At 69.9% G+C, this 14,679-nt stretch carries 11 protein-coding genes and 2 pseudogenes; 7 read left to right on the top strand and 6 right to left on the bottom strand.

Features of this window, described 5'->3' with window-relative positions:
• Window positions 1-113: 113 nt before the first annotated feature.
• The 6 genes and pseudogenes from ACZ4WH_RS42890 to ACZ4WH_RS42865 form a co-directional block, all read right to left on the bottom strand.
• Window positions 114-773, bottom strand: a complete 660-nt coding sequence (locus ACZ4WH_RS42890; RefSeq protein ID WP_468191458.1) for an NAD(P)H-binding protein — start codon at window positions 771-773, stop codon at window positions 114-116.
• Window positions 774-841: 68 nt separating this feature from the next.
• On the bottom strand, window positions 842-1,282 hold the full coding sequence (locus tag ACZ4WH_RS42885) for a helix-turn-helix transcriptional regulator (RefSeq protein ID WP_468191456.1): 441 nt from the start codon (window positions 1,280-1,282) through the stop codon (window positions 842-844).
• Between the two features lie 983 nt (window positions 1,283-2,265).
• Window positions 2,266-2,568 (bottom strand): annotated as a pseudogene (locus ACZ4WH_RS42880) (transposase); the annotation flags it as partial.
• Between the two features lie 186 nt (window positions 2,569-2,754).
• A complete protein-coding gene (locus tag ACZ4WH_RS42875; protein WP_468191454.1) occupies window positions 2,755-3,372 on the bottom strand; it encodes a BlaI/MecI/CopY family transcriptional regulator in 618 nt (205 codons plus the stop codon).
• A gap of 415 nt (window positions 3,373-3,787) precedes the next feature.
• Entirely contained in the window at window positions 3,788-4,228 is a 441-nt protein-coding gene (locus tag ACZ4WH_RS42870; protein WP_468191452.1) for an SsgA family sporulation/cell division regulator, read from the bottom strand.
• A 538-nt stretch (window positions 4,229-4,766) separates the two neighbouring features.
• Entirely contained in the window at window positions 4,767-5,198 is a 432-nt protein-coding gene (locus tag ACZ4WH_RS42865; protein ID WP_468191448.1) for a universal stress protein, read from the bottom strand.
• Window positions 5,199-5,472: 274 nt separating this feature from the next.
• Here ACZ4WH_RS42865 and ACZ4WH_RS42860 point away from each other — a divergent pair.
• The 7 genes and pseudogenes from ACZ4WH_RS42860 to ACZ4WH_RS42830 form a co-directional block, all read left to right on the top strand.
• A pseudogene (locus ACZ4WH_RS42860) lies at window positions 5,473-5,656 on the top strand (hypothetical protein); the annotation flags it as partial.
• A gap of 1,952 nt (window positions 5,657-7,608) precedes the next feature.
• Window positions 7,609-8,826 (top strand): glycosyltransferase, encoded by a 1,218-nt coding sequence (locus tag ACZ4WH_RS42855; RefSeq protein WP_468191445.1) that lies wholly within the window; start codon window positions 7,609-7,611, stop codon window positions 8,824-8,826.
• A complete protein-coding gene (gene aroB, locus ACZ4WH_RS42850) occupies window positions 8,811-10,049 on the top strand; it encodes a 3-dehydroquinate synthase (protein ID WP_468191442.1) in 1,239 nt (412 codons plus the stop codon). The genes ACZ4WH_RS42855 and aroB overlap by 16 nt, the downstream gene beginning before the upstream one ends.
• Window positions 10,046-12,025: a TIM barrel protein gene (locus tag ACZ4WH_RS42845; protein ID WP_468191439.1), complete on the top strand. Its 1,980-nt coding sequence runs from the start codon at window positions 10,046-10,048 to the stop codon at window positions 12,023-12,025. Before aroB ends, ACZ4WH_RS42845 begins: the two co-directional genes overlap by 4 nt.
• A 74-nt stretch (window positions 12,026-12,099) precedes the next feature.
• Window positions 12,100-13,236, top strand: a complete 1,137-nt coding sequence (locus ACZ4WH_RS42840; protein WP_468191437.1) for a sugar phosphate nucleotidyltransferase — start codon at window positions 12,100-12,102, stop codon at window positions 13,234-13,236.
• Window positions 13,237-13,247: 11 nt separating this feature from the next.
• Window positions 13,248-14,177: an SDR family oxidoreductase gene (locus tag ACZ4WH_RS42835; RefSeq protein WP_468191434.1), complete on the top strand. Its 930-nt coding sequence runs from the start codon at window positions 13,248-13,250 to the stop codon at window positions 14,175-14,177.
• Between the two features lie 12 nt (window positions 14,178-14,189).
• A partial coding sequence (locus ACZ4WH_RS42830; protein ID WP_468191431.1) for a beta-ketoacyl synthase N-terminal-like domain-containing protein occupies window positions 14,190-14,679 on the top strand: 490 nt, incomplete at its 3' end.

Below are 14,679 nucleotides of genomic sequence, written 5' to 3'. Positions count from 1 at the left end.
GCTCGCCCTTTTCTGCACCGCCACCCCCCCTCCCCCCCCCCCCCCCCTCCTTCCCCCCCCCCCCCCCCCCCCCCCCCCCCCCCCCCCCCCCCCCCCCCCCCCAGGCCACGGATTCAGCTCACCGCCGCACGCACGGCGTCGGCCACCGGAGTGTCGCCGCCGACCAGTTCCAGGGTGCGGCCCGCCGCGCCCGGTTCGTCCAGCAGCGCCGCCAGGACGAGCGCCACATCGTCGCGGGAGACGCTACCGCGGGGGGTGGACTCCGCCAGAGTGACACGTCCGGTGGCCGGCTCGTCGGTCAGCGGTCCCGGCTGGATGATGGTCCAAGCCAGTCCCGCCCGGGCGCGCAGGTCGGCGTCGGCCTCGGCCTTCGCCTTCAGATAGACGGCGAACACAGGGTCGGTGCCAGCCGGGGGTTCGGCACCGACGCCCTTGCCGGAGATCATCAGGTAACGGGGCACGCCCGCCGCCTCCGCGGCGTCGGCGAACAAGACGGCGGCCGCCCGGTCGACGGTGTCTTTGCGTGCCGCACCGCTGGCAGGTCCGGCACCCGCCGCGAAGACGACCGCGTCCACCCCTGACAGGTGGGCCGCGACGTCCGCGACCGACGCTTTTTCGAGATCGCACACCACAGGGAGGGCGCCTGCGGCACGCAGGTCGGCTGCATGCTCCGCGCGGCGAATGATCCCCACGATGTCGTCACCCCGCGCCGACAGCAGACGTTCCAGGCGCAGGGCGATCTGCCCGTGCCCTCCGGCAATCGCAACTCGCATGTTCCGCTCCTTTGGTTCTGTGCCTTACGGCACCTGACTTCGATCATTGTGGGCGGCTTCCCGGGCCGTCACGGCGTACCACGTCGGTCGAGCTCGGCCAGGGCGTCACGCAATGCCGCGTGGGACGTGATGCCCAGTTCGGGAAAGACCTTGTACAAGTGGGACGCCGCGGTACGCGGTGAGATGTCGAACTTGCGCCCGATCTCATTGTTGGACAGTCCATCGGCCGCCGGCTCGGCGATCCGGCGCACCAGGGCACTCATGAGACCCCCGTCCCTACCGTGCGAGACACGCACGGTGACGCCGGCCGCGCGCAGCTCTTCTCGCGCTCGCTGAGCCCGCAGCGGAGCCTTCAGGTGGTGCGAGGCGATGCGCACGGCGGACTCGACCAGATCGAGGAAGACACGCTGCGCGTGGGGGTAGTGCGAGGGCAGTACTCCGAGCGGGGTCACCACTGCTGCCTGCTGGTACTTCTCCTCGAAGTCGCCCCGGCCGATGGGCCCGGGCACGGGCCTCGTTCACCGCTGCCAGCAGCTGGAACTGCCTGGGTTCGGCCCATGCGTCGATGGCGGCGCAGTGCCTGCGCAGCGTCTCCTCGGCATCGCGCCCTGCTGCGACGGAGGCCAGTCCGTACGTGAAGAGTATGTGGGTGAAGTTGTGTCCGTGCCCCGCCGCGTCGCCGGTGCCTTCGCTGGCGAGGTCCAGGGGGGTGTCCCGGCCGCCTCGCATGTACGAGTCGTGGGCACGGGCGAGCAGGACGCAACGCTGGCCGTCGTAGGCCGTATGTCCTACGAAGTCGCGCCGTGCGCTGTCGTAGTAGTTGAAACAGTCCAGATACAGGGCGGTGCAGATCAGCCGGTTCACTCGCCAGAAGGGGGTGTTGGCGGGCAGTCCCGCCGTGGCCCGATCGAGCCGTTCTCGCACGTCGTGCGCGGTGCGCGCCGGGTCGGCGACACAGTCGAAGCACATGTGTGCCGTCTCCGACACACGGTCGGGGTTGCCGTAGACGGACGGCCATGGATCCTGCCGGCCCGCCCGGACGGCGCAGTTGAGAAGGACGTAGAAGGCGTCGTCGTACGCGATCACGTCGTGCTCGACGGTGAGGGCGTCGACGAGCGAGGTGTCCCAACTGCCCAACGTCCCACGGAAGTGCGACAGCAACACCAGCGGGGGAGCGTCGGAGGACATCTCGTTCCTTCATTATGACGGAGGGCGGCTTGGAGAACGCGCGAACAAGGTCGAGTGTGCCCGACCGTCCGAGCCCGGCCATCCGCCATTTGACCGTAGGCGTCAGCCTTCCCTGTCGGTGAGATCTCCCAGCGTGGACCGCAGGCTGTCAGGGTTCAGACTGATGTGCTGCGGCGGCAACCCGCTCGGCGCAGCGAAACCCTTGGCCGCCGCTCAGATCCGCGGGCAGGGGCACGTCCCGATGACCGCACGGAGGGAGCCAGTCGCCGACGACCAGCACTCCGAGGACTTGCCACGGCCTCCGAGCAGTCGAGGACGACGCGGGTGACGTCGATTGGGCCGGCGTCATCCAGCCGGTGCAGCACGGCCTCGTGCAGACGGCCCCAGACACCGGCGCGGGACCAGATCAGAAACCGGCGATGGGCAGTTGACTTCGAGATGCCGAAGCACGGAGGCAGGGCCCGCCAGGCGCAGCCGCTGACCAACACGTAGATGATGGCCGCGAACAGCGTCTCATCAGGCGTGTCCCGCGTTCCGCCGCCCTGCGGCCGGACTTTCGACGGCGGTATCAGCGGCTTCGCGATCTCCCACAGTCCGTCGGCACAATCCAACTCCACGTACCCGCCCCATACGGAGGTCAACGACGTCTCGCCACGTGGGACACGGTGTCAGGGCTACCGCTGTCAAGCCGGTCGGACGCGCCGCCGTCTGCCGTGCCCGGCTGCAGGGCTCCTGCCGTGGCGCCGCCCGGTCTGAGTCCAGGACGGGCGGCGCCGGACGATGCGGTGACCTGTCAGCGGACGCCGGACTTCGCGGCTGCACCGTTCGTGGTCTCCTCGTCGCCCGAAGTCACGACGGTGTACATCACCGACCGGCCCTGCTTGTGCCGGTCCACGAGCCCCTTGGCGACCAGTCCCTCCAATGTGTTCCGCACGACCTGAGGCGTGGGAACGCGCTCAGGATACTTGGACAGCAGCTCTTCACGCAGTTCCGCGGCGTGGCGCGGCTCGACTTGTCCCTTCAGGAGGTCGAGCAGGAGGTCTTTGAGGAGAGGACGGTGTTCCCTGCCCGGCCGTCGCCCACCGCTGCCGGACCGCTTGGCTTCACTCTGCTTCGGCCGGGGCGCGGTTGCCTCTCCGGCCGCGCCTTCGGACACGACATGTGGAAAGGGGGTTTCCTTGCCCTGTGCCTGCTCGGGCATCTTCGCTGAGTCCTCGGCCAGACTGAGGATGCTCAGCAGCAGTCTCTCCTCCTGGCGGAGGGTGTCCAGGCGAGCGATCAGGTCTTGCTGCTGACGGCGGTTCTCTTCCAGGTCCGACGCGGCTTGCTCTATGTACCGCGATCGTACCGTGGCGCTGGCTGACTTGTTGGGCACAGCCTTCTCTCCCTTGCGTGTGGATGACCTGCGCATCGTACTCACATGACGGCGTCGCGGCCGATGGATGAGCGACGAAGGACTCCCGAGGGACACGGAACAGCAGTGTCCCAGGACGCAATAAGGAGAGCGCGCGCGTTTTGCGTCAAACGTATCTTCGTTCAGGTCTGCTGCCGGTCCGCCAGCAGGTTGCCGTTCGGCCGCCGACGGGTGTGCCGACCGCCTCGTCAGGGGAGGGGGAACGGTGGACCGTTCCCCCTCCGCGCAGGTCATCCACAACCCGCTGGAGTCCATGGTGCACCTCTGCACGGCATGCACGGGATTCTGACGGGCCCTCGGGAACTTCAGGGCATCGGTGCTGCCCCAGGGCGCACAACTGGTAACCGAGGTGAACCGGACGGCCTGCCGTCTCGTGGCGGATCGACACCTGCCGGGCTCACCCGATACAGTGTCACGCGGGAGGGAGCAACTTCGCAGTGAGGGTGTCCCAGTTCACCAGGAGACTTTCTCTGCCCGCGGGCACCGCGATGTAGGTCTCCTCCAACCACTGGCGTATCGGATACAACTCCGTGGCGAACATCGCGGTGACGTATGGACGCTCCAGCCGCAGGTACAGGGAGGGCGTGTCTCGTCCTTGCCGGGACGGCCAGATCTTGACGTCGCCTTCTCCGCTGAGCTCTTCCGTTCCCGCCAACAGCAGATCGCGGCTGATGATCCACGTGACCTGGTCGTCCGGGGTGGGCGCGAGGTCGAGACGGACGGAGTAGGGGCTCTCCGGGACGTACCCGAAGCGACAGGAGACGGCCGCGCTCTCGGGTGGTGCCGCCATATTGTGGAGCGTGGTGAGCAGCGTCAGTTGTTCCCGGTGATGCTGCGCCCACTGCTGTTCCATGTGTTCGTTCCTTCGCAACGTTGTATCGGTGACCGCCGGTGATCTCGCCGCCGTCGCATCGAACGGTGAGCGGCGATCTGTCGTGCTGACCACTGTGAACATGTGTGCAGCCGACCTCGCTGTCGACCTTCCGCCCGGCTGCGGACGGTCCGGGGTGCGGCGGGGCCCGAACGCCGACGGCCAGGGGACCTGGACGTCAAGGGCTCCGGGGCAGGTGCGGCACGCCGTCCGGGAGCACGCCGTTCACCCTCACCCAGTCCGCTTCACGGGCAAGCGTCTCGACAGGGAAGAACGTCTCAAGGCCTTGGCGGCCAGGTCGGACTGGGCCGGTTTGATCGAACCTCCTGGGAGAGCCGGTGTGAACGGTGTGTACATACCTTCCCCCGGCCGCCGGGCCGGCGCATAGGTCGACTGACTGGGCTTTGGAAGTCATTTACTGCGGAGTCGCCGGGTGGAGGAGAAGTTGATGCGCCTGACCGCCCCGGCACGGTGCCTCCGCCGCCGGGTCGGGCACGTGTATCAACATCCTCTTCTTGCGTCACCCGCGGTCGGCGGGGTCCTCCGGGGCGAGCAGGACCGCGATGTCGCTGCTGTGCGCGATCGCATCGCTCACACGGGTGGTCAACCGGGCCGCGAAGGCACCGGGTTGGCGGGAGCTGAGCACCAGAGGTCGGCTTTGAACGCATCGGCGGTGTGCGAGATGAGACGCGGCACCACGTTGGTCATGCCGGAGCGAGTCGGCCTCGGTCTTGAGTCCTGTCGCCTGCAACTGGCGCACCGTGTCGTCGAGGAGTGCCGTTCCCTCTGCGTCGTCCTCCAGGTTCACCACCGCGTCCCCTGCCACGGCGGACGGAACCACGTGCAGGACACGGACCTCGGCTCCCGTGGACCGGGCCAGACCGCCGGCCAGGCGCAGTGCCGATGCGTGCGAGGAGCCCGGGTCGAGGGCCACCAGGATGCGTTCGAACACGGGGTGTTCTCCTTCGTCGACTGGGCCCGCTTTTGCGGCAGGACATGATGTCGTCCCGGACCGCCCGCAGTGCCACCATGCCCCCAACCGACGAACAGGCCGCACACGGCACCGGCAGCGGCGACCACCGGCCCTCGTACCCGGTGGCTCGGACACGGACGCCCGGACACTGGTCAGCCGCAGACCGCTCGAAGGTCCCGCCGACCCGGCGGTTGAAATGGTTAGGTGTGTTCCCTGGTGCGCTCGGCGAGGACATTGCTTCGAATTCCTACCCGTGCCCCGGGGCGCACGCGCTCGTGCACCATCAGCTTTCAGACGCCGAGGACGTGGGCCAGGCGTGATCACGGCGTCGGAGCCCTCCCCGGAACCTGCCGCTGGAGGACCGCGTGCGCCTGGTCGCCGTGTACTGGCGGACGAACCTGCCCCCTGTGCCGAGTGGTCGCACTGTCGGGGTGTCCACCGCACCGCTCGTCCAGGCCGACACCCACGCGAGGTGGGCTTTCGGGGGTGGTCGGTGGTCGGTGGTCGGCGGGGAGCTTCACCCGGCGTTCGGCGGGGCGTGCCGGCCCGGTCGAGAACGGTGCCGGCGGCTTGTCGCCACGGTTCCTCCGGGAGCTGTAAGGGACCGGCCTGTCGGTGAACTCGACAAGCCGACTGGGTAGTTGACGCTCGTGTCCGGTGGTGCGTGAGGTGCCGCGCGTACGATGCAGCGCGGCACCGGTGCACCGGAACACCGGCCTCAGCCGGTGATCGGGCCCCGGCGGATTCGGTCGGTCACCGCGTGCGCGGGTGTCGCGGCCGGGGCGTCGGCGGCCGGCGCCGAGCCGCCGCCGTCGGTGATGACCGCGACGGCGGCGAGACGGAGGCTGCGGTGCCACCGGCGAGGTGTGAGTCGGTCACGTGAATCCGCCCTGGAACCGGTCTGACAGGCCGCCAGGAACTTTCCGGCCCCGTCCGAACGGCCGTCATCGCACGGGTGAGGGCCTCATGAACGGTGCGCGCACCTCCACCAATGGGCGGCGAGTGTTCCCCGCTGTGCGGGATCGGTGAGGTTGCCGGGTGTCGTCCCGGCGTGAGAAAAGGGGCCGCGTGGGCGTACCGCGACGCGTTCCGCGCGTGTGGACATACCAACACCTCACGTAGGGGATCGGCTGACACACACCAAGGTCCACGGACACCAGGACAAGCTCGAACGAGCCTTCCTCCTGTCCGGGATCGCGTTCCTGGGGAACGACGGGCCGGGGGCGAGGTCGGCGGCGAGCTGGCCGGCCGGCCTGTTCGAGATCCCTCAGCCGAGACCTGGCTCACCCCTCCACAACGAACGTGCCGGCCTCCGCCTCCGTCCTGGTCGCTTGCGCCGCGTGCCAGTCGGGCCGTGGCCGGACCGCATAACCGGCCTCGGCCGTTATCACCTGCTGACGCCCTCCGGTGGCCAGCCGGTACAACACGACCGGTGGGGACACGAAAGTGCCGCAGGGCGAGATTAGCCGCTGGTCGGCGAGTTCGGGAGTATGCCCGGCGCTCTTGTCACTCGCGCCGACAAGCAGACCGGAGACGTGCTGGTCACCTGCCGCCGCTGCGGCCCGCGCGCTGCTGACCGCGCCCTGCCTGAGGCATTCCACGCTCCCGGTGTGGTCACCCACGGTGTGCAGCGCAGTGCCGCGTCCGACCCGGACCGCCTACGTCCACTCGCGGATGCGCCGACGACCGAGAACTCCCTCGTGCTGTGCGGTGCGGGCGCCGAGTTCTTGGCACGGGCTCCTGCCCTGGCCTCCAGGGCGCTGACCTGGCAGCAGATGCCCCGCCTGGACGGGACCCAAGTCCTCACGCCGCTGCGCCTGTGCCCACCGCTGTGGGACGCTGCGACGTGCGCCGGCCTGCTGCACGCCGATGCCACGTGCGCGAAGGCGAACTTCCGTACCTGGGCGAAGATCACCTCTCACGCGTACGCGGCCCTCATCCGCGCTTCCCAAGCCGTGGCGGACCGCGCCCTGCTGTCCGGGGCCTGTTCCCGCCTCGGTCCCACATCTTCGGGCCCGGCCGTACGCCGTCCGCTCGCCCCACCGCCCTGCCCTTCAGACCGCCCTTCTCGAGGGCGGGACCGATACGTTTGATGTAGGGCGGGACTCTGGGCGGGTGACACATGTGTGACTCGGAGTCACGGCGCTCGACTATAGAGGAGAGCCGAAACCGACAACATATGACGTACGTCACACTTGAAGCCGATGGGGGTCGGGTACATAGTCAACTGCGTAACCGGATGACCAGGAACCGCTCCCTGGCAACGTTGTCGACGACGGTGTGGCAGCATCATCCCCTTCGGGTGCCGGGACGCCCCTTGTTTTGTGCCGCAGCATTTCCCCGTCCTGCTCTGGCCCATTCCTTTGCCCTCCTTTCGCTTGGAGCCGTCGTGCGCGTTCTGGTCACCACCCATGGAATGCTGTCGAATGTGCGGGGCGTTTTACCCTTGGCGAAAATTCTGCGCGCGGCAGGACACGACGTCGCTGTGGGAACCACCGGGGCCATGGCGGACCACTTACGCGCCGAGGGACTGCGGCATGTGCCGGCAGGGGAGGACTGGCGCCCGCGCATGGAACAGGACGTACAGGCGCTGGGCGGCGAGCTGGGGCCGCGACTGCGGGACGACGACGTCAGGTACGGCCTGGCCCTGCGGCACTTCACCGGGCCCACGGCGGTCTCGGCCGCACGTCACCTGGTCGACGCGGCGAAGGAGTGGCGGCCCGACGTCGTCGTGCGTTCTTGGGTGGAGTTCGGCGGCTACCTGGCCGCCGAGGCGCTGGGGGTCCCCCACGTCTCGCTCGGCATCTCGGGTGGTCCCCCTTCGCGGTTGGCCCCGGCCGCACTCGCGCCCCTGCTCGCGAACCACCGCGCGGCCCTCGGACTGACGCCGGACCCCGACGGGACAAGTCTCTACCGCTACCGGCACGTTGCCCTGGTGCCGGCTGCCTACGACCCGGCGTTGACCGGGGTCGCGCACGTGGCACACCACCGGCATGAGAACCCGGTCCAGGTAGGCGACCGGATGCCGGAGGAAATCGCCCGCGCGCTCGCGGGACGCGGCGGGCGCCCCTTGGTTCTCGTGAGCTTCGGGACCCTTGCCCCGCTGCTGCGCGGCGCGGACAGACCGCGGGTGGAACGCCTGACGGAGACCGTGGTCGGCGCGCTCGCGGAGCTCGACTGCGTGGCCGTCGTGACCGGCCGGGACCTGTCGTATCCCGGAGGAACGGCCGCACGTCCGGACAATGTTCACTTCGCCGGGGACTTTCCGCCGCCCTCGCTGCTGGCCGACTGTGATCTGTTCCTCACACACGCCGGCTTCAACGGCGTGCGGGAATCCCTGTCGCACGGTGTTCCCATGGTCATCGTTCCGCTGATCGCCGAGCAGTCATATAACGCCGCACGCTGTGCACGGCTGGGCTTGGCGGACATCGTAGATCACGCCGACGCCACTGTCTCCCGTATTGCCACTGCCTGCCGCCGGGTGCTCAATTCTCCGGTGTACCGGGCCCGTGCGCGGTCGATGCAAAAGGAACTGTCCGAACTACCTTCGCTCGAAGATTTCGCGGTCGGCCTTCCGTCCGCGGTGGACGCGTGGCGGTTGCATTGAGGGGCCGCTGCGCCGCTTGTTGCGTATCGCCCATGGAGCCGAAACGGAAACAGGACGAGGAGAAGGCTGCTGACATGTATGTCGTGAAGAACGCTCTCCCCATGGACGCCAGTGCCGTACCGATCGATATACGTGTCTTACGGGACGACACCTACCGGACCCATGTCGTAAAGGACAGCGGACAGGCCATACGAGCGCTGTGTGCCGAGGTCGGTGACCGTGAGGTGGCCGTGGTCACCGACTGGAATGTTGACATGCTCGCGCCGATGCATGACCTGGTGAAGGCGCTGGAACAGCGTGGACCGCTGCTCGGTGTCCATGCCGTCCCGCCGGGTGAGAGCAGCAAGACGCTCGGTACGGCGGAGACGTTGATCGACTGGCTGGTTGGCATCGGACTGCCCAGACGAGGTCTTGTGATCGGCGTCGGCGGTGGGGTCGTCCTGGACACCGTCGGATACGTGGCCAGCGTCTTCATGCGGGGAGTGCCCTACGTCAACGTCCCGACGACGCTGCTCGCGCAGGTGGATGCGGGCATCGGCGGAAAGGTCGCCGTGGACCATGCCGCGGGCAAGAACCTGGTCGGCGCCTTCTGGCAGCCGCGTGCCGTGGTGTCGAGCATGGACTTCCTCGCCTCGCTCGACCGGCGCCAACTCAGGTCGGGTATGGCCGAAGTGGTGAAGAAGGCCGTCATAGCCTCCCCCGGCCTTTTCGCCTTCATCGAGCAGCAGACGGAGCAACTCGCGGCCGGCAGTCCCACGGCCCTGCATTCCCTGGTCACCGCGGCCACGAGGATCAAGTGCGCGCTGATCGGGGCCGACCCCTATGAGCGCGACCTGCGGCGACCACTGAACTTCGGGCACACTGTGGGACACGCTGTCGAGACGGCCACCGGATACGGCCCGGTCCTGCACGGCGAGGCGGTGGCCTTCGGCATGGCCGTCGCCATCCGAATCGCCCTTGCCCGGGGTCTGCTGAAGCAGGAAGACGGGCAGCGGATCGTCGACCTGCTCCGCGCTCTCCGGCTGCCCGTGACACTCGGTGAGCTGGCCGTACCGGTGTGCGCCGATGACGTGCTCGCCCATCTGTCGGTCATCCGCCGGGTCCGCGACGGCAGCCTGCGCTTCGTCCTGCCGCTCGCACTCGGCGTCACCGCGATCGTCGACGACGTGACGGAAGACGAGATCCACGCAGCACTGCCCGGCCTCCTGCAGGGGGGGTCATGACAGCCCCTGTCCTGTGGGCGGTGGATGCGGGAGGAACGACGACGACCGTGGACGTCGACGGCGAGCGCACGACATACGGCTCGGTGAATCCCGCCTCGGTAGGACCGGAGGCCGCGTACACCGCACTTGTTGAGGTCCTGACCGCTGTGGCGGAGAGGCTGAGCGGCCGCCCGGGGACCGGTTGGTTCGCGACCGCCACCTGCGGGTTGCCTCCCGACGGGGAGACAGGGCGGCTCATCACCGATCGGGCGCAACGGGCGGGAGTGCGCGGAACAGTCTGGGTGAGCAACGACATCGTGCCCTGGCTGGTTGCACCGCCGCTGGACGGCCGCGGTGTCGCCCTCGTCTGCGGAACGGGATCCGGCTTCCTGGCCGGCGACGGACACGGGCTCGTTCACCGGACCGGCGGCTGCGAATATCTCGGCAGCGACGAGGGCAGCGCCTTCCAGCTCGGAATGGGCGGTTTGCGCGCCGCCGTGCGAGCGGCGGACGGCCGCGGGCCCGCCACAGCGCTCGTTCAGCGGCTGGCCGACCGGTTCGGCGTCGGCGTGCAGGAGGGTGCGCGCCGGTTGGCGCAGCTGCCCCACCCCAAGGGTGCGCTCGCCGAGTTGGCGCCCGTCGTCTGCGACGCGTGGACGGACGGGGACCGCGTGGCACAGTCGCTGGTGACAGAGGCGGTGGACGACCTTGTCGCCGGTGTGCGGGCGGCTGCACTCGGCGCGCGGTTGACCGGGAGGTGGCCGGTGGCGATCGGAGGCGGGGTTCTGCGTGGTTCCCCGGCGTTCTCAGCGCTGCTGAGCCGACGGCTGACCGGGGAACTGCATTCGGCCAACGTGGTGGAACTGGGCGAACCGGTGGAGGCGGCGCTCGCCGCACTGCGTACCCGGCAGCCGGACGACCATGACGGTCCGCCGACGGCGATCGTCGGCCTCGCCCGTCGTTTCGACATCCCGGACACAGCCCCCCGGTCGCCGGACAGGCGTGCTGCTGCCTCGGAATCGCCGCACATCGGGGAGCGGATCACGCTCGGGGTGTGCCTGGCAGCCTGGGGAAAGACCGACCTGTCCGCCGCCGTCGCCGACGCCGTCGAACTGGGGGCCGAGGCGATCGACCTGCCCACGGACAGCACGGCCTCGCTGGTGGACCTCGCGCGTTGGGCGCGGGACCCCGAGTACCGGGACTGGCTGCGGGCCGTCACCCGGAAAGTGCCCGTCACCTGTGTGAGCAACAGCCGGGACGCCCAGCTGCTGCTCGGTCCGCACGGCGGGCACACCGATCCCGTCGCCTCCGGTCCCGTTTGGAGCAAGCGCGGCCATGCCCTGGACCACGCCATGGACACCGTCCGGGTCGCTGCTGACCTCGGCGCCCCTCATGTCCGTCTGATGTTCGGCGTGCAGGACCACGCGCGCTGGCTGTCCTGGAGCGGAAGCGCCGTGAGCTGGCAAGACAACGTCGCGGCGTGGTGTGACCACGCCGAGCCGGTGCTGGCGCTCGCCGACGAGTACGGAGTGACGGTTCTCGTCGAACCGCACCCCAAGCAGACGGCTTACGACCCCGAGAGTGCCAGGCAGTTGCTCGACGCCGCCGAGGCGGCCGGCCGGTCCGTCGGGCTCTGCCTGGATCCTGCCAACCTCGCCGCGGTCGGGTACCACCCGGCCCAGGCCGTGCGGGGCTGGGACTCCCGGTTGATGGCCGTGCACGCCAAGGACCTCCAGCGGTGGAACGGAACCGGCCGTGCTACCGGGGCCGGGTGGTCCCGCTACGGGCCCGGACCGGCCATCCGCTTCCGGGCGCTAGGGGCGGGGGAACTGCCCTGGGCGGCCACGGTCTCCGCCCTGCTCGACGAGGGGTTCGGCGGCGTGCTGTACGTCGAGCACGAGGACGCGCTGCTGCCCAGGAACCAGAGCGTGCGGAACTCGCTCGGCTACCTGAGAGCGCTGCTGCCGCAGTCTGTCCCCGAGGGACGCACGTGGTGACCGGCGCCGGCCGGACCGCGTGAGCGATAGCGACTGCCCGGAAACCGTCGCACCAGCCACCCGGAGGAAACGTCATGACGTTGACAGATGTCCGCGCCGCCCTGCTGGCGGGCGGGCTGGGCTCGCGGATGGAGCACCTGACCGCGGAGCTGTGCAAGCCCCTGGTCCCCTACGCCGCATCCTGCCGGCTCGTGGATTTCAGCGTCGCCAACGCGGTGCGGTCCGGCGTGGGTGAGATGGTGGTGCTGTCCCTGCACCGGGAGCGGGAATTGCTCGCACACCTGATGCGCCATTGGGAGGGGAAAGGCACGCGGCTCAACTTCGGGCCGCACGACGCCTCCATGCGCGCGCCGTCCGGCCCTCCCGCAGTGCTCCCGCCACGGCCGCGGGAACTGGGCACGGCGGACGCCCTGGTCAACAACGCACCGTTTCTGTTCGCGCCCGGGGCGCGGGACATACTCGTCCTGCACGCCGACCACGTCTACTCCTTCGACTACGGTCCCATGGTGGCGGCCCACCGCGCGAGCGGCGCGGACGCCACCCTCGGGGTGCAGCGCATCGACCGGCGGTTCGTCCACCTCTTCGGCATGGTGGACACCGCCCCTGACGGGCGAGTGCGCGCGCTCGTGGAGAAACCGTCGGAACCCACCTCCGACCTGGTGTTCACCGCCTTCTGCCTGTTCCGTGCCGAGGTGTTGCGTGACGTGCTCGACGCACTGGCGACGCGGCCCCCGGACGAGTGGCAGCACGACATCAGCCGGGATGTCGTGCCGTTCATGATCACGGCCGGGATGACCGTGCTTGCGCATGCCGTCGAACCCTACTGGGCCGATGTCGGCACCGCCGACCGCTACGTGTCCGAGCAGCTCAGACTCGTCGGCCGGCCGGTCCCGCTGCCGCCGGCGTCCCTGCCGGTCACCCTGGCCGCCGGACCGCCTGGTCTCGACCACCGGGCCAGGGCACTGATCGGCCACGGGGCCCGGATCGATCCGACGGCCGTGGTCCGGTCCAGTGTGCTGTTCCCAGGGGCGACCGTTGAGTCCGGTGCGGTGGTGGAACGGACGATCGTCCTTCCCGGTGCGCGCGTACCAGCCGGGGCACGTGTGCACGGTCAGGTGGTGACGGCAGACCCGCCGGGGTCGTCCGCTGCTCCCTCACCACCCGAGCCGGACGGCACGCCCGTACGCGCGGGAGGGGGGGACCAGCAGTGACAGTGATGATCGTGGGAAGCGGGCACCTCGGCACCGCCGTCGGCCGCAGGCTGCACGACCTCGGTATTCGGGCCGTGGTCTGCTCACGACGACGACCGACCACGCGGGCCGCGGCCGGCCTCGCGTGGCACCCGCTCGACGTGCGCTCCCGGACGGATTGCGCGCACGCAGTGCGCGCCCTGCGTCCCGACGCCGTCATCGCCGTACACGGGCCGTCCGACATCAGCTGGTGCGACCTCAACCCGGAGCAGACGGAACAGGCCCACGCGGGCGGCGCCGCCCGTCTCGCGTCCGCGGTGGGCGACAGACCGTTCCTGCTCGTCTCCACCGACAACGTCTTCGACGGCAGCCGCCCCAGCAACGGCGAGTCCGACCCCACCGCGCCGGCGAACGCCTACGGCCGCGCCAAGCTGGCGGCCGAGCGTGTGGTGTCCGGCACCCGCCGAGGCCTTGTACTGCGCGTGAGCCTGGTCTACGGATGGGATCCGGACGGGCTGCGCCCCGACTACTTCACCACCACCGCGAGCCGCCTGCGCGCCGGACTGCCGTGCGATGCGCCGGTCGACCACAGGAATACCCCGGTGGCCGTCGACGATGTCGCGGCCTGGTTGTCCGCCCTGCTGGCCTCCGGCCGCACCGGCCTGCTGCACCTGGGCGGACCTCAGCGGCTCAGCCGCTTCACCTGGGCACGGAGGATCGCCGCCGAGCTCGGATGGGACCCAGCCCTGGTGCGGCCGGTCCGCAAGGCGGAATCCGCCTATGCATGCCGCCCCGACAACGCCTGCCTTCACAGCGAGATCGCCGCGGGCCTCCCTGAGCTGCGAGGCTTGGAACCCAAGACCGTGGAGGAGGGGGCCCGGCTCATGGCCGCCCGCGCGGTGGCCGCCGGCGGACCCCGTGCCGCCGAGCCGCCGCCATGGCGTCCGGAGCCGAGGGGATAGCCGACGGCCGTGATGCCGCCGGGCCGCGGCGCGGCCCGTGCCCCTGTTTCGGCGGACGCGAGTGCCGGCGCACACCGTTCACCGGTCCGTACCCCTTCTGCAGTCAGTGAGGAGTTCTCCGTGACCCTCGGCGAGGGACATCGCGCGGCGGCCGGTCCTCACAGGGCGCGCGCAGTTGCGGTGCTCGGCGCGTCGTGCAGGCTGCCCGGCGCGCCGGACCCCGGCCCGTTGTGGCAGCTGCTCCTCGAAGGGCGCCATGCCGTGGGCGTCCGGGCCCGAACGGTCCCGACACCTGGCGGCACCGGCCTCGGACCTGGGCGAATGGCTCGCCGACATGGCCGGATCTTGCCCGCCGTCGCGCGGTGGAGGCGGGTGTCCTGCCTGCGGACACCGAGCTCCAGGACCTGGAGGGGATCGTGGCCCGGTTCGGCCGGAACGCCCGCGCTCTGGCGGCGCACGCCGTGTCGCCGGCCGACCTGCCGGCTCTGCTGGTCCTCGCCGA

The sequence above is a fragment of the Streptomyces sp. NPDC029138 genome (genome assembly GCF_055564375.1).
The sequence above is the reverse complement of the archived record's forward strand: the minus strand, read 5'-3'. Positions and strand labels throughout refer to the sequence as shown.